Origin of the sequence: Pseudomonas sp. 9Ag, assembly GCF_902506445.1 — a bacterium.
GTDB classification, from domain to species: domain Bacteria; phylum Pseudomonadota; class Gammaproteobacteria; order Pseudomonadales; family Pseudomonadaceae; genus Stutzerimonas; species Stutzerimonas stutzeri_AB.
On record NZ_LR733836.1, the window covers coordinates 3573195 to 3593967 of the forward strand.

A 20773-nucleotide genomic window follows, 5' to 3' on the forward strand; every position below is an offset into this window, starting at 1 on the left:
CCGCGCAGCCGTACCGCATGCCGTCACGCATGGTGGCGAACCTCACCTGCACCTTCGATGTTCTCAATGCAGCGACCGCAGATCTCAGGATGAGCTGAGTGCGTGCCGACGTCAGGCAGGTGATGCCAGCAACGGCCGCACTTGGCGTGACCGGTTTTGCTGATCTGCAGCTTGAGACCGGGCAGTTCGCTTTGCACGGCTTCGGCTGGCGCTTTGGCAAGCGGCGCTACTGTCACCGCAGACGTAATCAGCACGAAGCGCAGTTCGGCCCCCAGCTTTGCCAGGTCGGAAACCAGCGAGTCTTCAGCGTACAGGGTGACCTCAGCCTGCAGGTTGCCGCCGATGGTCTTGGCCGCGCGCTGGGTTTCCAGCTCCTTATTCACCGCAGCCTTGACCGCCATGACCTTGTCCCAGAACTCGCGACCCAGTTCGACGCTGCCAGGCAGCTCAGCAAGCCCCTCGTACCAGGTGTTGAGCATCACCGATTCGTTGCGCTCACCCGGCAGGTACTGCCAGATTTCATCAGCCGTGAACGACAAGATCGGCGCAATCCAACGCACCAGCGCCTCGGCGATGTGGTACAGCGCGGTCTGGCAGGAGCGGCGCGGCAGGCTGTCGGCACCAGTCGTGTACTGACGGTCCTTGATGATGTCGAGGTAGAAACCGCCCAGCTCCTGAACACAGAAGTTATGCACTTTCTGATAGACGTTCCAAAACTTGTAGGTGCCATAGGCCTCTTCGATTTCCCGCTGCAACAGCAAGGCGCGGTCGATGGCCCAACGGTCGAGCGCGATCAGCTGATCGACTGGAACCTGATGCTGCGCTGGATCGAAGCCGTCGAGATTGCTCAAGAGGAAACGCGCGGTGTTGCGAATGCGGCGATAGGAGTCTGCGCTGCGCTGCAGGATGACCTTGGACACAGCCATCTCGCCGGAGTAATCGGTCGAGGCCACCCAAAGACGGAGGATGTCTGCGCCCAGGCTGTCAGTGACTTCCTGCGGTGCAACGACATTGCCCAGCGACTTGGACATTTTGCGGCCGTTCTCATCGACCACAAAACCGTGGGTCAGCAACCCTTTGTAGGGTGCGTGGCCGTCAATGGCCGAGCCGGTCAGCAGCGACGAATGGAACCAGCCGCGATGCTGGTCCGAGCCTTCCAGATACAGGTCCGCACGCGGGCCGTTGTCATGCCCCATCGGGTGCGAGCCGCGCATCACATGCCAATGGGTGGTACCGGAGTCGAACCAGACGTCCAGCGTGTCACTGATCTTCTCGTATTGCGCGGCTTCATCGCCCAGCAGGTCGGCTGCATTCAGCTTCGACCAGGCCTCGATTCCGCCCTGCTCGACATGTTGAGCGACGGCTTCCATCAGCTCGACGGTGCGCGGATGCAGCTCGCCGCTTTCCTTGTGCAGGAAGAACGGGATCGGCACGCCCCAGGTGCGCTGACGCGAAATGCACCAGTCCGGACGGCCGGCGATCATGCCGTGCAGCCGCGCCTGGCCCCAAGCGGGAACGAACTCGGTCTGTTCGATAGCGTCTAGCGCACGACGACGCAGGGAGCTGCCGTCGTGAGCGACTTTGTCCATGCCAACGAACCACTGCGCCGTGGCGCGGTAGATCAGCGGCGTCTTGTGCCGCCAGCAATGCATGTAGCTGTGCTGGATGGACTCATGCTTGAGCAGCGCGCCAACTTCACGCAGCTTCTCGACAATGGCCGGATTGGCCTTCCAGATGAACTGGCCGCCGAAGAATGGCAGATCGGCTACGTATACGCCGTGGCTCTGCACCGGGCTGAGAATGTCATCATTCTCCATGCCGTAATGCTTGCAGGAACGGAAGTCGTCTTCGCCATACGCAGGGGCAGAGTGAACGATGCCGGTACCTGCGCCGGTTTCCACATAGTCAGCCAGATAAACGGGCGCGAAACGCTCGTAAAACGGGTGGCGGAAGCGGATGAGCTCCAGCGCCTTGCCCTCGCAGCGGGCGATGATTTCGCCCTGCAGTTCGTAGCGCTGCAGGCAGGACTCGACCAGCTCCTCGGCGAGCACCAGGAGCCGGTCGCCAGTGTCGACCAGGGCGTAGACGAAGTCAGGGTGAACGTTGAGCGCCTGGTTGGCCGGAATGGTCCAGGGCGTGGTGGTCCAGATCACGATGCTGGCCGGCTTGCCCAAGGCAGCGACGCCGAAGGCCGCGGCCAGCTTGTCTGCATCTTCCACTTCGAACGCGACGTCGATGGCGTCGGACTTCTTGTCCTGATATTCGACTTCCGCCTCGGCCAGCGCCGAACTGCAATCGAAGCACCAGTTCACGGGCTTCAGCCCTTTGAAAACGAAGCCACCCTCGACCATCTTCGCCAGCGCCCGAATTTCGCCGGCCTCGTTGGCGAAATCCATCGTACGGTACGGGTTATCCCACTCCCCCAACACGCCGAGACGGATGAAATCGGCTTTCTGCCCCTCGATCTGCTCTGCGGCATAGGCACGGCAGCGCTCGCGAGTCAGATCGGCAGGCTGATTTTTGCCATAGGTGATTTCGACCTTGTGCTCGATCGGCAAGCCATGGCAATCCCAACCCGGGACATAGGGAGCATCGAAACCGGACAGTGTCTTCGAACGAACAATGAAGTCTTTGATGACCTTGTTCACTGCATGACCGATATGAATACTGCCGTTGGCATACGGAGGGCCATCATGCAGGACAAATTTCGGGCGATTTTCACCAATCTGCCGCAGCTTCCCGTACAGGTCGATACTGTTCCAGCGCTGCAGGGTCTCCGGCTCGCGCTGTGGCAGACCGGCCTTCATCGGGAATGCCGTGGACGGCAGATTGAGAGTCGCTTTGTAATCGGTCATTTCAGTCCTGACTCGTGGTAAAGGGTGAAGCCCGCCAGTATTCGCGAGCCGCAGCAATATCTGCTTCGATTGCCGTCTTGAGCGCCTCAAGCGAGGCAAAGCGCTGCTCGTCACGCAGTTTGCGGTGAAAGGTCACGCGCAGCAGTCGCCCATAGAGGTCGCCTTGATAATTGAGCAAATGCACTTCCAGATGCGGTTGGCCGTCGCTTTTAACCGAGGGTCGCATGCCGATGTTGGCGACCGCCGGCTGAGCGAGACCGTCAACCTCGGTGCTCACCATGAACACTCCGCTAAGCGGTGTATTTTTGCGTTTGAGCTGGATATTGGCGGTCGGCGCACCCAACTGTCGACCTAGCGCTTGGCCATGCATCACTCGGCCGGTAATGCTGAACGGCCGACCGAGCAGCTTTTGCGCCAGATCCAGGTCGCCGTCAGCGAGCACCTGACGCAAGCGCGTGCTACTGACGCGCTCGCCCTCCACTTCTATGGTAGTGGCAGCCTCGACGGTGAAGCCTTCGGCAGCACCGGCCTTCAGCAAAAAATTGAAATCCCCGGCACGGTCGCAGCCAAAGCGGAAGTCATCGCCCACTTCCAAGTGCCGCACGCCAAGGCCATCAACCAGCGTCGCGTGAACGAACTCTGCAGCACTCAACTCCCGCAAACGACGGTTGAACGCCAGGCATAGCACCAAATCGACACCCTGCTCACTCAACAGCTGCAATTTCTCGCGCAGGCGGGTCAAGCGAGCGGGCGCCTGATCTGGTGCGAAGTACTCGCGCGGCTGCGGCTCGAAAATCACCACGCAGCTGGGCAAGCCAAGCTCGGAAGCACGTTCGCGCAGGCGCTCCAGGATGGCTTGATGCCCCCGGTGAACCCCGTCGAAATTGCCGATGGTGGCGACGCAACCCCTATGCCGGGGTCGCAGGTTATGAAGACCTCGAACCAGCTGCATACCGCACTTCTTGCTTGAAAAGTCGCCGATTATACGCATGAGGCGGCGGTCACGGACAGGTTTGCCACCCGCGCAAGGTACGGATCAATGACGGAGATGCCGAGGACGCAAACCAAGCACTACCAGGCCCGCCGCGAAAGCACCCAACCCCGCCCCGACGAGCAGCCCCAACTGCAGCGCTCGCTGCTGCCAGCCCCAAGCGAACCATTCGACCGACGGCGCATTGAGCCACCAGACCATCACCACCATTGCAGCACAGCCGCCGACCAACCGAAGGAGGAACAACCCCCATCCGGGCGTAAACCGGAACACGCCTGTCTTGTACAGCCCCCAGAACAGCAGGCCTGCATTGAGCATCGACGACAATGAGGTCGCCAATGCCAGCCCGACATGCTGGAGCGGCCAGATCAGCATCAGGTTCAGTGCCATGTTGGCGATCATGCAGATGATTGCAACGCGCACTGGCGTCTTCAAATCCTGGCGAGCGAAGAAACCTGGCGCCAGCACCTTGATCAACATGAACGCCAGCACGCCCAGCGAATAGGCCTCTAGCGCATTGGCGGATTGCACTACGGCCTCCTCGCTCATTGCACCGTAAAAAAACAGACTGGCAATCAGCGGCTCAGCGAGGATGCCCAGCGCAAGCGCCGCTGGAATCCCCACCAGGAGAACCATTCTCAGCGCCCAGTTGAGGGTATCGGAAAACGCCTTGGGATCCTCCCCAGCATGCTGACGCGACAGGCTGGGCAAAATCACCGTACCGATGGCGATACCGAATGCTCCAAGCGGCAATTCCGAAAGGCGGTCAGCGTAATAGAGCCAGGACACGCTACCGGTCTGCAGAAACGACGCGAGAACCGTATCGAGCAAGAGATTGATCTGACTGACCGACACACCGAACAAGGCCGGAACCATCAGCAGCATTATTCGCCGTACGCCCTCGTCTCCGAATCTCACCCGCGGCCTGGGCAGCAACCCCAGCTTGGCGACGTAAGGGAGCTGAAACGCCAGCTGGGCGAAGCCGGCAATGAACACCCCCCAAGCCAGGGCCATGATCGGTTGATCAAAGTAAGGCGTCAGGAAAACAGCCGAGCTGATCATGCAGACATTCAACAGCACCGGCGTGAAGCCCGGCACCGCGAAATGCCCGTAAGTATTGAGCACGCCGGAGGTGAAAGCCGTTAGCGAAATCAGCAGCAAGTAGGGGAAGGTGATGCGCAGCAGCTCGCCAGCGAGCTGCATTTTGGCTGGATCGTCATGAAAGCCAGGCGCAAAGAGCATGACCACGTATGGCGAAGCCAACACGCCAACCGCCGTAATGCCCGTCAGGATCAGCCCAAGCATGCCGGCAGTGCGATCTACCAGCAGCTTAACCTCCGTCAGAGTTTGTTTTGTCCGGTATTCCGACAGCACCGGAACGAAAGCCTGCGCAAACGCGCCTTCTGCAAACAGACGGCGTAAAAAGTTGGGAATCTTGAAAGCGATGAAGAAGGCATCAGCAGCAGCGCCAGAGCCGAAGTAGCTGGCCACCACCATATCGCGTACCATGCCGAGCACCCGGGATAGCAGCGTCATCACGCTGACTACCGCACTGGACCGCAGCAATCCACCTTTGCCGGATGTATCGGACATTTGTCTTCCTAGAGTTGCAGCAGGAGGGGTTCTGGCCAGGGCACTGAGCATCGACTCGATGACCAGTTTCGACAGTTAACAGAGGGCGCGAGTTTAGCGACCCCCCTTCTGTCCGGCCAGTGTCTCGATTAGTTCAACCGGGGTTGACAAGGGCCAGCCGCATCGGCATGATTCGCGGCCTTATTTGCTTTGTAATCCCACGTTTTCGAGGAGTTCGACGGTGGCCAACAGCCCTTCCGCCAAAAAACGCGCAATTCAGGCTGAGAAGCGTCGCAGCCACAACGCCAGCCTGCGCTCCATGGTTCGTACCTACATCAAGAATGTGGTCAAAGCCATTGATGCAAAAGATCTGGATAAAGCTCGTACTGCTTATACTGCAGCCGTGCCTGTAATCGACCGTATGGCCGACAAGGGCATCATCCACAAGAACAAAGCAGCTCGGCATAAAAGCCGCCTGAACGGCCACATCAAGGCCCTCGGCGAAGCTGCTGCAGCCTAAGCTGCACGCTCTTGTGAAAAAACCGGCCTTGAGCCGGTTTTTTTTATGCCTGCGATTCAGCCATCACAACAACCAACTGAACCACATACCGCTTACGGCTGAGCCCAAGGCAGTATTGGAATCGCAGTCACCGCGTTCTGCGGGCTTCCTTCGATAACCCGATCGCTGTACACCAGATAGACCAGCGTATTGCGAGCCTCATCGAAAAAGCGGACCACCTGCATTGTCTTGAACACCAGAGACGTTCGCTCCTTGAAGACCACTTCGCCATCTTTGAGCTTCTCGCTCATGCGGATGGGCCCTACCTGTCTGCAGGCGATTGACGCCTCGGCGCGATCCTCAGCCAACCCGAGCCCGCCCTTTATGCCGCCAGTCTTTGCACGCGATAGATAGCAGGTCACACCCTCAACCTTCGGGTCATCAAACGCCTCAACCACAATCCTGTGGTTCGGCCCCAGCCATTTAAAGACCGTGTCGACCTCGCCCACTTCGCGCGCCATACCAACTACTGGCCACATCAACAAAACCACTAACGCTTTTGCCAGGCGCATCGAACCACCTCAGACCAAGATCATATTGTCGCGGTGAATCAGCTCGGGCTCATCGACATAACCGAGCAGCTTCTCGATTTCATCCGACGGACGCCCAAGGATTCGCTGCGTTTCAGCCACACTGTAGTTAGCCAGACCGCGCGCAACCTCACGACCATCCAGACCGACACACACGACCATCTCACCACGACGGAAACCACCCTGCGCCGCCTTGACCCCGACCGGCAACAAGCTGCGATTACCCTGCTTCAGCGCATGCACAGCACCGTCATCAAGGACGACCGTACCACGCATCTGCAGATGCCCCGCCAGCCACTGCTTTCGCGCCGCATGACGATTACATTCCGGCGCCAACAGTGTGCCGAGCGACTCACCCGCCTTCAGTCGCGCCAGCACCTGCTCGATTCGACCACCAATGATGACGGTATAGGCACCAGAGCGCGCAGCCAAACGCGCCGCGCGCAGCTTTGTCTGCATGCCGCCCCGCCCGAGCGCGCCACCCGTAGCACCCGCCACTGCGTCCAACGCAGGATCATCGGCGCGCGCTTCACTGATCAAGCTGGCATCTGGATTATTGCGCGGATCAGCATCGAACATGCCGTCGCGGTCAGTAAGGATCACTAGGAGATCCGCTTCGACCAGGTTCGCCACCAACGCAGCGAGCGTGTCGTTGTCGCCGAAGCGGATCTCGTCAGTGACAACCGTATCGTTTTCATTGATAACCGGCACCACACCCAGATCGATCAGCGTACGAAGCGTACTGCGAGCATTGAGATAGCGTTTGCGGTCGGAGAGATCATCATGGGTTACAAGAACCTGCGCAGTTTGTTGCTCGCAACGCGCAAAACTGGCCTCCCAGGCCCGGATCAACCCCATCTGTCCAACGGCTGCCGCAGCCTGCAGCTCATGGACGGCCTTTGGCCTGGCAGCCCAACCGAGACGACTCATACCAGCAGCGACAGCGCCAGAGGACACCAACACTAACTCGACACCCGCCTTGCGCAGCGCGACCATCTGATCAACCCAGACAGCCATGGCCGCCTGATCCAGGCCACGACCATCAGCCGTCAGCAAAGCGCTGCCGATCTTAACCACCCAGCGCCGCGCACCGCTCACCTTGTCCCGCATCGATCCTGCCTTCCAATCGGTACCTGGCCAAACCACTCGGCGGGCGACAGACAAGCCAGCCCGCAACTATTCGCTAGTGACGCTCGCAACGATGCAAACATGCGCCATCAACGCACGTAGAAGATCTCAGCACCACCTTCATCGTCGTCATCATCATCGAAGTCGTCTTCATCGACCTCATCGACAGATTTCACGCCCGCACGACGCAAGGCGCGCTGATCATCCAGCTCCTGAAGGCGAGCACGCGCCTCGTCCTCGATCTGCCGATCCAGCTCAGCAAGCGCCTCCGCATATGCTGGCTCCTCGGCGATACGCACCAAGCGCTCATCCAGGTAACGCATGATGGCCTGACTTAACGCCTCGGTACCCTCGCGCTCGAGGGCAGAGATGACGAATACAGGACCGTCCCATTCAAGGCGCTCGACCACCTGCTGAACACGCTCGTCGCGGTCCTCTTCGAGCAGCTGGTCAGCCTTGTTCAACACCAGCCAACGGTCACGTTGCGCCAGCGCCGGACTGAACTTCTCCAACTCACTGACGATAACTTCAGCCGCATCGGCCGGATCACTTTCATCCAGCGGCGCCATGTCCACCAGATGCAGCAACAGCCGCGTCCGCGCAAGGTGCTTGAGGAACCGAATGCCCAGCCCTGCACCTTCCGAAGCGCCTTCAATCAGACCCGGAATGTCAGCCACCACGAAGCTCTTGTAGCGACCAACGCTCACCACCCCGAGGTTCGGTACTAGCGTGGTAAACGGATAATCGGCAACCTTAGGTTTGGCAGCCGACACCGAGCGAATGAACGTACTCTTACCAGCGTTCGGCAACCCCAGCAGCCCAACATCCGCCAGTACCTTCAATTCAAGTTTCAGGTCGCGAGCATCACCTGGCTTGCCTGGCGTGGTCTGGCGAGGAGCACGATTGGTGCTGGACTTGAAGCGGGTGTTACCCAGCCCGTGCCAGCCACCCTGAGCGACCAGCAGGCGCTGACCGGCCTTCGTCAGGTCGCCAATGACGTCCTGAGTAGCCGCATCAATTACCGTAGTCCCAACCGGCACTGGCAAGACAAGGTCGTCGCCCTTAGCGCCGGTACACTCGGTACTGCCGCCTTTCTGGCCATTCGGCGCATTGAAGCGACGGGTATAGCGGTAGTCGACAAGGGTATTAAGGCTCTCGTCAGCCTGCAGATAAACGGAGCCACCGTCACCGCCGTCACCCCCGTTGGGGCCGCCTTTTTCGATGAACTTCTCGCGACGGAAGCTCATCATGCCGTTACCGCCGTCGCCAGCCTTTACAAAAATCGATACTTCATCGACGAATTTCATGGGAACGCCTCCCGCCGCCAGGACGGGCTAGAAAACAGGAACATAAGGGTCTTGCAAAACCCAGCGATAATTAGAGCACAGCAGCGTTTTGCAAGAGCCCTACAGAGGATATAGAAACAAAAAAGCCCCGTCGCATGACAGGGCTTTTCCAGCAACGCCGCGATTAGGCCGCGACGACGCTCACGTAGCGACGACCAAACTGGCCCTTCACTTCGAATTTGATCACGCCTTCCACCTTGGCGAACAAGGTGTGATCCTTGCCCATACCAACGCCGTAACCGGCATGGAACTGGGTGCCGCGCTGACGCACGATGATGTTACCGGCCTTGATGACCTGGCCGCCATACATCTTCACGCCAAGACGTTTGGCTTCTGAGTCGCGACCGTTGCGGGTAGAACCGCCAGCTTTTTTGTGTGCCATGAGTTCAATACTCCTATAAGGGGATTCAGGCCCGATTAGCCCTGAATGCCGGTGATTTTGACCTCAGTGAACCACTGACGGTGGCCCTGACGCTTCATGTGATGCTTACGACGGCGGAATTTGATGATGGTGACCTTGTCATGACGGCCCTGAGCGATCACTTCAGCAGTGACCTTGGCACCATCGACCACCGGAGCGCCGATCTTTACATCATCGCCGTTGCCAATCAGCAGAACGCGGTCAAAAGTGACGGCTTCGCCAGTGGCAACTTCGAGTTTTTCAATCTTGAGGTATTCGCCTTCGGCGACCTTGTATTGCTTGCCGCCGGTAACGATAACTGCGTACATCTGTGTATCTCCGTTGATCCTGCTCACCCAGCGCTTAAGTGAAATAGTTGGAGGCTGGCATGGCTGCTCGGGGCCGGATAGGACGCCCTTGCAATTGCGTAAGGCAGGGAAATGCCCAGGGGGAAAGTTCAGGGTCCGCGATTGTACGCATCCACCTGAGCCTGCGCAATAGCCGCCGGACCTTGCCTTGACACTGCCTGACCCGCCCCATAGCATGCCGCGCAATCTCCGAGGAGTACTCGTCCCCGATGCAACCCCAGGCCTTTTACCAAGTAGTGGCTGAAGATTTCGCCGCTGTTGACGGCATCATCCGCAACCAGTTGACGTCCCGCGTACCGCTGGTGGAAAAGATCGGGGATTACATCACCTCGGCCGGCGGCAAGCGCCTGCGTCCTCTGCTGGTCCTGCTCAGCGGCAATGCGTTGGGACTTAAGGGTGAGCAGCTGCGCCTGCTGGCAGCGATCATCGAATTCCTGCATACCTCGACGCTGCTACATGATGACGTCGTCGATATGTCCGGCATGCGCCGCGGTCGCTCAACCGCCAATGCCCTGTGGGGCAATGCGCCCAGTGTACTGGTCGGTGACTTTCTCTATGCGCGTTCTTTCGAAATGATGGTCGAGCTGGGCTCGATGGAAGTCATGCGAATCATCTCGCAGGCTACTCGCGTCATCGCCGAAGGCGAAGTGCTGCAACTGTCGAAGGTACGCGACGCCAGCACCACCGAAGAAATTTACATGGAGGTCATCCGCGGCAAGACCGCCATGCTTTTCGAAGCCTCCACGCACAGCGCGGCCACTCTGGCGGGTGCCAGCGAAGAGCAGCGCGAAGCACTGCGCAGCTTCGGCGACTACCTCGGCATTGCATTCCAACTCGTCGATGACCTGCTCGACTATCAGGGCGATGCCGAAGCGCTGGGCAAGAATGTTGGCGATGATCTTGCCGAAGGCAAGCCGACACTGCCGTTGATCTACACGATGCGCGAAGGCACGCCGGAACAGGCCGCCCTGGTGCGCCAGGCCATTCAGAAAGGCGGTATCGAGGATCTGGAAAGCATCCGCCGTGCGGTAGAAGCAGCCGGCGCACTGGACTATACGGCCCGCCTGGCGCGTGACTATGCCGATCGCGCCATAGCCTGCCTCGAGCTGATCCCTGCCAACAGCTATCGTGATGCCCTGGTCGAGCTAAGCCGTTTCGCTGTCGCTCGCACCCACTGAGCACAGCACAGTGAAGGGTGCGTACTGAGCGCCCTTCATCCCTCCCTAAACACCCTACTCTGCGCATCAGCAAATGCCTCAGAGATTCTTTGCGCTTGTATATCTGCAAATAACAATTATTATCATTAACAGAGACTAATTGGAGGTGCGCATGACTTATCTGATCGATGCCTGGCTGGACCGCCCGCAACCTTACCTGCGGATACTCGACCGCAGCACCGGTGCTGTGTGCATTACCTTAGAGGGAGACGCCCTGGACGAGCTTCGCGACCAGGGCGACTTGGATCTGCAGGAACTGAGCACCAGCGAACCCTGCGTGCTCAAGGAACAGGTGCGAAATCTGTTCCTGTTCTCCTATGCCAGGGCGTTGCGCCCGTAGCGGCAGCGGCTTTAGAGAACAGCCAGCAACTCGACATCGAACACCAGTACGCTGTGTGGCGGGATACTGCCAACGCCTTGCGCGCCATAGGCGAGCTCGCTTGGCACATAAAGGCGCCATTTGCTGCCCACGCCCATAAGTTGCAGCGCTTCGGTCCAGCCGGCGATCACGCCACCCACCGGAAACTCGGCCGGCTGGCCACGCTGGTAGGAGCTGTCGAATACCGTGCCGTCAATCAGTGTGCCGTGGTAATGGGTACGCACTTGATCCTCAGCGCTGGGCTTGTTGCCCTCGCCGGCGGTCAGCACTTCGTATTGCAGGCCTGACGGAAGCGTAGTCACTCCGTCACGCTGGCCGTTTTTTGCCAGAAACGCTTTGCCTTCACCGGCAGCGGCTTCGGCCTTTTGCTGAGCCTCGGCTTGCATGCGCTCACGAATGACGGCAAAGCTGGCGTTGAGTGCTTCCGGAGCAACCTGGCTGGCCGCACCCGAAAAGGCGTCTCGAATACCCGCGATCACTGCATCCAGGCTGATCCCCGGCGGCGGGTTCTCGCGCAGCTGATCACCCAGTTGACGGCCGATACCGTAGCTCACGCGCGTTTCGTCGGTTGATAGATTCAGGTCAGTCATGCATCGGCTCCGCCGGAAAAAAGGCCGCACAGCCTAGCACAGCGACTAGCATCGCCCACCCTAGACTGTTCTATAGAACAGCATAGAGGCGCTAGATAAACGGAATGCTCACCAGGCAGAACGCAGGCTGATCGGCACCCGCAGCGGCTCTCGAACACCCTCGGCCAAGCCGCACATTTCATCGTACGCAGAACTGTGAACCAGAAAGAAAGGGACCGTGGGCATCTCACTGAGGAGATCACGCGCATGCTCCACGGATCGCAGATGAATCACTTTGGCCTCCTCATCACATAGCACATGTGACTTGCCGTGGGCGTGGACACTCAACAAGTAGAAGCCGCCCTCAACAGACACCAGATCCAGCGCCTCGACATCATGCGCTTGCGCGCCTTCCAGCAATGCCTGCAGATTCATGCGCACCACCCTGTACAAAATTCTACCTTTGTACAATATCAGGGGAGCCGATCACAACCAATCAACCTTTCACGACTTCTGCGCGAAAAAAACCATCAGTGCTTGGTGAGCTTATCCAGATACCCCATGGCGAAAGCTGAAAAGACGAATGTGAGATGGATAATGACGTACCACATCAATTGATCGCTCTCGAGCTGCTGCGCGTCCATGAACATGCGCAGCAGGTGGATCGATGAGATTGCCACAATCGAAGCAGCGACCTTCATCTTCAAGGAGCCGGAATCCATTTTTCCGAGCCAGTCGAGCTTTTCCTTGCCCTCGTCCACGTCCAGCTGCGAAACGAAGTTCTCGTAGCCAGAAAGCATCACCATCACCAGCAAACCGCCAACCAGCGCCATATCGATCAGCGAGAGTAGCTTGAGGATCAGATCGCCTTCACTCAGAGAAAGCACGGCAGGAAGGATGTGCCAGATTTCCTGAAAGAATTTAATCGCCAGGGCCAGCAGGGCAAAGGCAAGACCAAAGTAAATAGGCGCCAACAACCAACGGGCGGCGTACATGGTGTTTTCGATCAAGCGTTCCATCTGTTCTCACTGCGCGGGGCGGGGTTCGGCAAGCGAGTATACGCAGCGGGGCGGAGTCTTCAAGACGGTGCTATAGCGGCATGTTTCTGCTGTGGATAAGAATTTGCCAAGACCTTTGCCAGCCCCAATAACCGGGACCGCGCTGGCATCCCTTGGCCGGTGCGCTCAGGATTTAGCGCCCCATCCGCTCAGATAGCGCGACTGGTTGGCGTTGACCTTGCGTAACTCTGCCTGCATGTGCAGTTGCCAGATCGAGGGCGATTCCGATTCCGCATAGCCTTGCCCATAGAGATTCTCGGCAATCGCCTTCAGTACCGCCTCGGCCTCGCGAGGCCCGCGAAATGGGCCTTGCGCTTTGATTGCAGTAGGCTGCCCAGCATCGATTCCAGCCGCACACAGCAACGTCCACAAACCATTGCCTCCGGACAGGGGCCGGATGATGCATTCGATACGGGTCACCAGACCCAGGCACTCGCGGTTCAAACAGAGTGTTTGCGACATGACGGCGATCCTCGCGCTCGGTTGCGCGCCCTCATCTGGGAGGAAAGGGCCGCAAATCCGTTATCCACAGATGCTGTGGATAACCATGTGGATAGAGAGTGGAAACTCTCTTCCATTGCAGACCCGCCGCGTGCCATATCGTTCCGTCCACTACTCTGCGTTTTGAACCGATTACCCTTGCTCGGCCCCTTTTACCTGGGCTGCGGCCAGCACCTCCTCGGGGGACGCTGCATCGCTTCGATGATCGTCTTCCAGTTCGATCTCGGCGATGTCGCGCAAACGCTCCACGACCCGTGCATTGACGCTGCCCTTGGGGAACTGCCCGTCCTTGTCCGCCGCGCCTACCGGCTCACCCACCAACAGCGAAAGCGCTTCATCGACATGACGCACCGCGTAGATATGAAAACGCTCCTGGCGCACGGCTTCCAGCACCCGCTCGTCGAGCATCAGCGTCGTAACGTTGGCGAAAGGAATGATCGCACCCTGGTCTCCGGTCAAACCGCGTGCTTCGCACAAGCGGAAGAAGCCCTCGATCTTTTCGTTCACACCACCGACCGCCTGCACCTCGCCGAACTGGTTGATCGAGCCGGTAATAGCAAAGCATTGCTTTAGCGGCGTGCGCGAAATAGCCGAAATCAGCGCACAGCATTCGCCCAATGACGCACTGTCGCCGTCGACATAACCATAAGACTGCTCAAGCGCGATGCTGGCGGAGATCTCCAGCGGAAACTCCTGGGCATAGCGGCTGCCGAGAAAGCCAGTAAGGATCATCACGCCCTTAGAGTGAATCGGCTGGCCGAGATTGACCTCGCGCTCGATATCGACGATTCCCGAGCCGCCCGGATAGACAGTGGCGGAGATACGCGCCGGCATGCCGAACGCCGAGTCACCCACCTCCAGGACGGTCAGGCCATTGCACTTGCCAATGGCCGCCCCCTCGCTGTCGATCAGTATCACGCCGGCGAGGATGTCTTCGAGAATGCGCGCCGAAACACGCCCGGTACGAGTGGCCTTTGCCTTTAACGCACGTTCAATATGGCCGACGTCGGTCACCTCATCCTTGGCCAGCTGACGGATGAAATCCGCCTCACTGACCAGCTGGAACAGATCACCAATCCGGGCCGACAAGCGCCCCTGGTGCTCGGCCAAACGGGCGCTGTAGGTTGCCAGACGCGCAACTGCGGCGGCCGTCAACGGCGCCATACCCTCTTCCGAGGTGCGCGTTTTCATCAACTGTGCGAATTGCTCTAGGCTGTCCTCGGCCAGCGGGATTTCTTCATCGAAGTCCACCAGCACGCGAAACATCTCCTGAAAGTCCGGATCCAGGTCCTGCAGCGTATAGTAGAGCTGGCGGGAGCCGATGATCACCACTTTGACATTGAGCGGGATCACTTCCGGATTCAACGTCACCGTGGCTAGTCGACCCAGCTCGGCCAGCGGCGACTCCATCTTCAGCTTGCGCGACTGCAAGGCACGCTTCAGCGCTTCCCAGACAAAGGGTTCGCTGAGCATCTTTTCCGCTTCGAGCATCAGGAAGCCACCATTGGCACGGTGCAGCGCGCCGGGTCGCAGCTGGCGGTAGCTGGTGTAGAGCGCGCCCTGATCCGTACTGTACTCGATGCGACCAAACAGGTTGTCGTAGGTCGGGTGCGGCTCGAACACCACTGGTGCGCCGCCATCAAGCGGATGGCCGACGACCAGACTCGGGCTGTATTGCTCTTCGAGAAGCTGACGGGTCTGCGCATCCGGACGGTTTTCATCCACCAGCTGCTCCACAACGGTTTTCAGCAGATTGACCTGCACGGCCTGCAGATAAGCCTCGATGCCGGCGTTTTCGCCATACTTCTCTGACAGCGGCGTCAGCAGCGGCTGCAACGCCTGGCTGATGGTTTCATCATTGAGCTGGCGCAGCTGGTTGCTGGACTCGCGCTTCCATTGCGGCAGGCTGGCAAGCCCCTCGTTCAGGTGGACTTCGAGCGCGGAGATGTCTTCGTGGTAACGCTCGCGCTCCGCTTCCGGCAACTGGGCAAATTCCGCCTCGTCCATCGACTTGCCGTCCTTCATGGGCGTGAAGGCGATGTTGCTGCTGTCCCGATATAGCGCGATTTCTTTTTCGAGGGCCAGCTTTTCGATGACATCCAGCGCCTTGTCGTAGCGCTGGTTGAAGGCGCGGTCGATGGCGCTCTTCTTCTGCTGGAAGCTCGGGTGCTCGAACACAGCCGGGAACGTGGCCATCAGGTTGTCGATCAGCTGCCCAATATCGGCAATGAACTCACCCGCACCGCCCTGCGGAAGCTCAACCACGCGCGGCTCGCGAGGCTCGTCGAAGTTGTTCACATAGAGCCAGTCCGACGGCGTATCCAGTCGCTTGCCTTCAGCCTTGAGGTAGCGGCGCACGAACGAGAAGCGTCCGGTCCCCGGCTCGCCCATCACATAGACGTTGTAGCCAGGGCGCGGCATCGCCACCCCGAACTGCAGCGCCTCGACGGCCCGCTCCTGTCCGAGCACACCAAGAAAAGGCTCCAGCTCATCGGTGGTCTTGAAGGCGAACTGGCTGGGTTCAAAGGGACGGGTCAGCGCATCAGGCGCCAGGCGCAGGCCGGCAGCGACGGTTTCGGGCATTGGAAATCCTTGCAGGAATGGCCTTGTGGCCACGATTGATGCTGCCATTCTGGCGATGCCTCCCGCTGGCCGCAAGGTCCAGCAAGGCGCAGCTTGAAGGTTTGCCGAACGGGGCAAGTTTGCGTTCGGGCAAGGCAACCCCTGCGACACACGAGCCGGCGGCGAAAGCCTTCGCCTTGATTCAGATCAACCTGGCGCCTTCGCGAGTAGCGCCTCATGGAGCGGCCAACGTAGAAAAAGGACTCCGTGATGCGCTCCCCTATACCCGTCATGATCAGCGGACTGATGCTGATCTCGAACATCGCCCATGCCGACGAACTGCGAGAACGCGCCAACGAGATTTTCAAGCCGATCCCGGCCAAGGTGGCAGAAATCCGCGGGAAAGCCGTCAGTCCGGATCAGGCACAACTCGGTCACAAGCTCTGGTTCGACCCCCGCCTGTCGCGCAGCCACGTCATCAGCTGTAATACCTGTCACAACCTCAGCCTAGGTGGCGGCGACAATGTCACCACATCGATCGGCCATGGCTGGCAGAAAGGGCCACGCAACTCCCCCACCGTCCTTAACGCCGTGTTCAACGCCGCCCAGTTCTGGGATGGACGCGCCGAGGATCTGCAGGCCCAGGCCAAGGGCCCGGTTCAGGCCGGAGTGGAGATGAACAACACGCCCGATCGCGTCGTCGCGACCCTGAAGAGCATCCCCGAGTACGCCAGCGAGTTTAAAAAGGCGTTTCCTAGTGACAAGGATCCGGTCAGCTTCGACAACATGGCTTACGCACTGGAAGCGTTCGAAGTCAGCCTGATTACTCCGGACGCCCCGTTCGACCGCTATCTCAAGGGCGATGACAAGGCACTCGACGCCAAGCAGAAGCAGGGCCTGGCGCTGTTCATGGACACGGGCTGCACCGCTTGCCACAGCGGCGTCAACGTCGGCGGCCAGGGCTACTTTCCATTTGGTGTGATCAAGAAGCCTGGCGCTGAAATCCTGCCCGCTGGCGACAAGGGCCGCTTTACCGTCACCAACACGGCCACCGATGAATACGTCTTCCGCGCCGCGCCTCTGCGTAACGTAGCGCTAACGCCGCCCTACTTTCACAGCGGTGAGGTCTGGGAGCTGGAACAGGCAGTCGCAATCATGGGAGATAGCCAGCTAGGTCGCACACTCAAAGAAGACGAGGTCGGTGCCATTGCGGCCTTCCTGCGCAGCCTGACGGGCGAGCAACCTCGGGTTGCCTACCCCGTCCTCCCCCCCAGCTCGGTCGATACGCCAAAGCCGGAGTGACCCTTCTCAGCTCCCGACACCCCCGTCGGGAGCTGAGTTGTTGAAGCCTGCTATATCCGGATCACGAGCGATTCTGCTCACGTAACGCGTCGCGAATCTCTGTCAGCAGCTGCTCCTCCTTGCTCGGGGCCGGCGGAGCCGACGGCGCTTCAGCTTCTTTGCGCTTGAGATGGTTGATCGCCCTGACGGCGAGGAAGATCGCAAACGCCACAATGGTGAAGTCGAACACCGTCTGGAGGAAGCGGCCATAGCTCAGGGTAACCGCCGGCGCATCGCCAACGGCCTGCTTGAGCACGATGGCCAAGTTCGAGAAATCCACGCCCCCAATCAGCATGCCCAGCGGCGGGGTAACCACGTCAGCAACGAAGGACGAGACAATCTTTGTGAACGCGGCGCCAATGATGATGCCGACTGCCATATCGATCACATTACCTCTGACTGCAAAGGCTTTGAATTCACTGAGCATGCCCATTTGTCTGTTCCTCTGATGCTGATAGGGAGTGGTCGACGCGACCGCCGTGCCGCTTCGACCATCGGCAGCATAGGTTGGGTTCAATACTCAGGCCAGACAGCCCGTGCGACAGACGGGTTTAACGCAGTCGGCTTGGCTTGATCGCCGTCAAAAAGAATTGCGAAAGGCGGGGCTAAGGTACAGCTCCTCATATCCACCCGGAGCGGCACCATGCACGTTGAACACCATCCCCTGATGAAGGACTTCCCGGAAAAGCTCGAGCAGCTTCATCAGCTGCGTCAGCAGGATCCAAAGTTCGCCCGCAAGGCTGAAACCTACGAGGCGCTGGACAAGCAGATCTGCCGCGTGGAAGACGGCGTTGAACTGCTCGATGACGAAGCGCTAAACGCGCTGAAAATTGAACGTGTTTCCCTCAAGGATGACATCGCTCGCGACCTCAAACGCGCCAGCGGTAGCTGCTGCGGTGGCTGCTGCGGCTGATCTGCTTCAAGCCGCGTCCCGTGTCCATACGCCAGCCATGTGGCGTATGGATGGCGGAAGTTCCACTCTCTGCCCTGCCCTCTACCGTCTTTTGGCGGCTATCGCTAAACGTCCGACTCGCCAGCCTGCCCACTCCGAGCAAAACGTTTTTAAGCTCATCCCTGCAACAATCCACCGAACCTGAAGCCGGACCCCACCCAGACAAAGGCTACCGCCGTCAGCGTGATCAGGACGATATGCACGCCCAGCTGGGGCAAGCGCTGGGCATCAAGTTTCGGGATTATCGCTAACCGGGCATGTACACCCAGCACCGCCGTAAAACCCAGAAGCACCAGTTTGGCCTGGACCAGATGAGCGATGGACGTACCCCCGAACCACTGCGCGTGCGGCAGCCACTGCCCAGCCAGCCATATGCCAGTCGCTATCTGCAGCAGCAGGGCCGGTATCCCGACCCGTTCGTAGAGCTGTTCAAAGGCACGCACGGGCTGCACGTCGCGGCGGCGCAAGGCGCCTGGCAGCACACTGAACAGCAACACCAGATGGCCGCCCACCCAGACGCTGGCACCCAGCAAGTGCAGAAACAACAAATGGCGCATGAATTCACTCCTGTTCGATTTGTTTACAGTCTGGCGGCTGATGTGGCGCTTGTGGCTGATGGCGATCAAGTCAGCCGCTATCATGCGGCTCCACTCATCCGACGCGGAGTTCCCATGGCCAAGGCCAAGCGCATGTACGGCTGCACCGAATGCGGCTCGACCTTTCCCAAATGGGCCGGCCAGTGCGGCGACTGCGGCGCCTGGAACACTCTGGTCGAAACCATTATCGATGGCGCTGCGCCCCCTTCCGGGCGGGCCGGCTGGGCTGGCGATCAGGCCAACATCAAAACCTTGGCTGAAGTCAGCGTCGAAGAGGTCCCGCGATTTTCCACTGCGTCCGGCGAGCTGGACCGCGTGCTCGGCGGCGGTCTGGTAGACGGCTCGGTGGTGCTGATCGGCGGCGATCCCGGGATCGGCAAGTCGACCATCCTGCTACAGACCCTGTGCAACGTCGCCCGCCAGTTTCCTGCGCTCTACGTGACCGGCGAAGAATCTCAGCAGCAGGTGGCCATGCGTGCACGACGTCTGGATCTGCCGCAGGACAAGCTCAAGGTGATGACTGAAACCTGCATCGAAACCATCATTGCCACCGCTCGGCTAGAGAAGCCCAAGGTCATGGTCATCGACTCGATCCAGACCATCTTCACCGAGCAACTGCAGTCCGCCCCCGGCGGGGTCGCCCAGGTTCGCGAGAGCGCCGCGCTGCTGGTGCGCTTTGCCAAGCAGAGCGGCACGGCGATCTTTCTCGTTGGCCACGTGACCAAGGAAGGCGCACTGGCGGGGCCGAGGGTGCTCGAGCACATGGTCGACACGGTGCTTTATTTCGAGGGTGAATCGGATGGGCGCCTGCGCCTGCTGAGAGCGGTGAAGAACCGCTTCGGCGCGATCAACGAGCTGGGCGTGTTCGGCATGACCGACAAAGGGCTCAAGGAAGTGACCAACCCCTCCGCGATCTTCCTCACCCGCGCCCAGGAAGCCGTGCCAGGCAGTGTGGTGATGGCGACCTGGGAAGGCACCCGACCCATGCTGGTGGAAGTGCAGGCGCTGGTTGACACCAGTCACATGGCCAACCCGCGCCGCGTCACGCTCGGCCTGGATCAGAACCGCCTGGCCATGCTGCTGGCGGTGCTGCATCGCCACGGTGGCATCCCGACCTACGACCAGGACGTGTTCATCAACGTGGTTGGGGGCGTGAAAGTGCTGGAGACGGCTTCAGATCTGGCATTGATGGCGGCAGTGATATCTAGCCTGCGCAACCGCCCGCTGGATACCGATCTGCTGGTGTTTGGCGAGGTCGGTCTGTCCGGCGAGATCCGCCCAGTGCCGAGCGGCCAGGAGCGGCTGAAGGAAGCCGCCAAGCATGGGTTCAAGCGCGCCATCGTACCGAAGGGCAACGCGCCCAAGGAGGCGCCCGCCGGGCTAAAGGTGATCGCCGTGACGCGCCTCGAACAGGCGCTAGACGCGCTGTTCGAGTAATCGCGGCTTTATCGCGGCTCACCGAGTGCTGCCAGCTCACGCTCGAGCAGCGCTTCGTCGCCAAGGTTAAGCTCGACCAGCCGCCGCAGATGGCTGATGGAGTCGACATCGATGTGCCGACAGACCATACCGACCAGGTCACCGTCGCCGCGGGTCATCTCGACCTGCATGCGCACTTCGGCGTCATCCGAAAGCCGGATGCGCGCTTCGAACGGCTGAGCGGGATCGGCGTCCCACTCAGCTGGGCGGTGAACCAGCAGCCCCTTAAGCGAGAGATCGTGTAGCTGGACCGGCCAGCAACGCTCGCCTTGCCTCAGCTCCGTTTCGGCGTCGAATTCGAAGCGCTGAAAGCGCCGGCGGTCACTGTTTGTCTCGGTCATCGTATCCACTCCCCTCGGACTTCTTGTTCAAC

General features: G+C 59.7%; 22 protein-coding genes. 6 read left to right on the forward strand and 16 right to left on the reverse strand.

The features are described 5' to 3' along the window. Window positions 1–23: 23 nt before the first annotated feature. From ileS to murJ, 3 genes are all read right to left on the reverse strand, one after another. Complete coding sequence (gene ileS / locus ALTERO38_RS16235) at window positions 24–2855, reverse strand: isoleucine--tRNA ligase (RefSeq protein WP_159969015.1); 2832 nt, start codon at window positions 2853–2855, stop codon at window positions 24–26. Window position 2856: 1 nt separating this feature from the next. After that, window positions 2857–3807: a bifunctional riboflavin kinase/FAD synthetase gene (ribF, locus tag ALTERO38_RS16240; protein ID WP_159969016.1), complete on the reverse strand. Its 951-nt coding sequence runs from the start codon at window positions 3805–3807 to the stop codon at window positions 2857–2859. 84 nt (window positions 3808–3891) lie between these two features. Then, the gene (murJ, locus tag ALTERO38_RS16245; RefSeq protein WP_159969017.1) at window positions 3892–5439 is read right to left on the reverse strand and encodes a murein biosynthesis integral membrane protein MurJ; all 1548 of its coding nucleotides are present in this window, start codon (window positions 5437–5439) and stop codon (window positions 3892–3894) included. A gap of 220 nt (window positions 5440–5659) precedes the next feature. On the opposite strand from murJ, the gene rpsT reads away from it, so the two are divergent. Next, a complete protein-coding gene (gene rpsT / locus ALTERO38_RS16250) occupies window positions 5660–5938 on the forward strand; it encodes a 30S ribosomal protein S20 (RefSeq protein WP_003281567.1) in 279 nt (92 codons plus the stop codon). Between the two features lie 92 nt (window positions 5939–6030). Here the strand turns inward: rpsT and ALTERO38_RS16255 are convergent, their stop codons facing one another. The 5 genes from ALTERO38_RS16255 to rplU all read right to left on the reverse strand — a co-directional run bounded on the left by ALTERO38_RS16255 (window position 6031) and on the right by rplU (window position 9710). After that, complete coding sequence (locus ALTERO38_RS16255; RefSeq protein WP_159969018.1) at window positions 6031–6489, reverse strand: CreA family protein; 459 nt, start codon at window positions 6487–6489, stop codon at window positions 6031–6033. A 9-nt stretch (window positions 6490–6498) separates the two neighbouring features. Next, entirely contained in the window at window positions 6499–7617 is a 1119-nt protein-coding gene (gene proB / locus ALTERO38_RS16260) for a glutamate 5-kinase (RefSeq protein WP_159969019.1), read from the reverse strand. A 107-nt stretch (window positions 7618–7724) separates the two neighbouring features. Continuing rightward, window positions 7725–8942: an Obg family GTPase CgtA gene (cgtA, locus tag ALTERO38_RS16265; protein ID WP_159969020.1), complete on the reverse strand. Its 1218-nt coding sequence runs from the start codon at window positions 8940–8942 to the stop codon at window positions 7725–7727. Window positions 8943–9105: 163 nt separating this feature from the next. Continuing rightward, window positions 9106–9363, reverse strand: coding sequence for a 50S ribosomal protein L27 (gene rpmA / locus ALTERO38_RS16270; protein ID WP_019339713.1), 258 nt, complete (start codon window positions 9361–9363; stop codon window positions 9106–9108). 35 nt (window positions 9364–9398) lie between these two features. Next, window positions 9399–9710 carry a 50S ribosomal protein L21 gene (rplU, locus tag ALTERO38_RS16275; protein WP_003302133.1) on the reverse strand — a complete coding sequence of 104 codons (312 nt, stop codon included), beginning with the start codon at window positions 9708–9710 and terminating at the stop codon, window positions 9399–9401. A gap of 248 nt (window positions 9711–9958) precedes the next feature. On the opposite strand from rplU, the gene ALTERO38_RS16280 reads away from it, so the two are divergent. Next, window positions 9959–10927, forward strand: a complete 969-nt coding sequence (locus ALTERO38_RS16280; protein ID WP_148926867.1) for a polyprenyl synthetase family protein — start codon at window positions 9959–9961, stop codon at window positions 10925–10927. A 151-nt stretch (window positions 10928–11078) separates the two neighbouring features. Beyond that, window positions 11079–11306: a hypothetical protein gene (locus ALTERO38_RS16285; RefSeq protein WP_102837902.1), complete on the forward strand. Its 228-nt coding sequence runs from the start codon at window positions 11079–11081 to the stop codon at window positions 11304–11306. Between the two features lie 11 nt (window positions 11307–11317). Here the strand turns inward: ALTERO38_RS16285 and ALTERO38_RS16290 are convergent, their stop codons facing one another. From ALTERO38_RS16290 to ALTERO38_RS16310, 5 genes are all read right to left on the reverse strand, one after another. Further along, window positions 11318–11935, reverse strand: a complete 618-nt coding sequence (locus tag ALTERO38_RS16290; protein ID WP_102837903.1) for an FKBP-type peptidyl-prolyl cis-trans isomerase — start codon at window positions 11933–11935, stop codon at window positions 11318–11320. Window positions 11936–12043: 108 nt separating this feature from the next. Then, window positions 12044–12349, reverse strand: coding sequence for a DUF6482 family protein (locus ALTERO38_RS16295; RefSeq protein WP_159969021.1), 306 nt, complete (start codon window positions 12347–12349; stop codon window positions 12044–12046). Between the two features lie 95 nt (window positions 12350–12444). After that, window positions 12445–12933 carry a TIGR00645 family protein gene (locus ALTERO38_RS16300; RefSeq protein ID WP_102837905.1) on the reverse strand — a complete coding sequence of 163 codons (489 nt, stop codon included), beginning with the start codon at window positions 12931–12933 and terminating at the stop codon, window positions 12445–12447. A 165-nt stretch (window positions 12934–13098) separates the two neighbouring features. Then, complete coding sequence (locus ALTERO38_RS16305; RefSeq protein WP_159969022.1) at window positions 13099–13434, reverse strand: hypothetical protein; 336 nt, start codon at window positions 13432–13434, stop codon at window positions 13099–13101. Window positions 13435–13605: 171 nt separating this feature from the next. After that, window positions 13606–16056, reverse strand: coding sequence for a Lon protease family protein (locus ALTERO38_RS16310; RefSeq protein ID WP_159969023.1), 2451 nt, complete (start codon window positions 16054–16056; stop codon window positions 13606–13608). 249 nt (window positions 16057–16305) lie between these two features. Here ALTERO38_RS16310 and ALTERO38_RS16315 point away from each other — a divergent pair, with 249 nt between their 5' ends. Further along, complete coding sequence (locus tag ALTERO38_RS16315; protein ID WP_159969024.1) at window positions 16306–17337, forward strand: cytochrome-c peroxidase; 1032 nt, start codon at window positions 16306–16308, stop codon at window positions 17335–17337. Window positions 17338–17398: 61 nt separating this feature from the next. On the opposite strand, the gene mscL is transcribed toward ALTERO38_RS16315, so the two are convergent. Further along, window positions 17399–17809 (reverse strand): large-conductance mechanosensitive channel protein MscL, encoded by a 411-nt coding sequence (gene mscL / locus ALTERO38_RS16320; protein WP_102837909.1) that lies wholly within the window; start codon window positions 17807–17809, stop codon window positions 17399–17401. A 210-nt stretch (window positions 17810–18019) separates the two neighbouring features. Between mscL and ALTERO38_RS16325 the strand changes: the two genes are divergently transcribed. After that, window positions 18020–18289 (forward strand): YdcH family protein, encoded by a 270-nt coding sequence (locus tag ALTERO38_RS16325; RefSeq protein ID WP_102837910.1) that lies wholly within the window; start codon window positions 18020–18022, stop codon window positions 18287–18289. Window positions 18290–18444: 155 nt separating this feature from the next. Here ALTERO38_RS16325 and ALTERO38_RS16330 read toward each other — a convergent pair whose 3' ends face one another. Further along, entirely contained in the window at window positions 18445–18885 is a 441-nt protein-coding gene (locus ALTERO38_RS16330; RefSeq protein ID WP_148926872.1) for a CopD family protein, read from the reverse strand. Window positions 18886–18999: 114 nt separating this feature from the next. Here ALTERO38_RS16330 and radA point away from each other — a divergent pair, with 114 nt between their 5' ends. After that, on the forward strand, window positions 19000–20361 hold the full coding sequence (gene radA / locus ALTERO38_RS16335; RefSeq protein WP_159969025.1) for a DNA repair protein RadA: 1362 nt from the start codon (window positions 19000–19002) through the stop codon (window positions 20359–20361). An 8-nt stretch (window positions 20362–20369) separates the two neighbouring features. Here the strand turns inward: radA and ALTERO38_RS16340 are convergent, their stop codons facing one another. Continuing rightward, window positions 20370–20741 (reverse strand): PilZ domain-containing protein, encoded by a 372-nt coding sequence (locus tag ALTERO38_RS16340; RefSeq protein ID WP_148926873.1) that lies wholly within the window; start codon window positions 20739–20741, stop codon window positions 20370–20372. Window positions 20742–20773 lie beyond the last annotated feature (32 nt).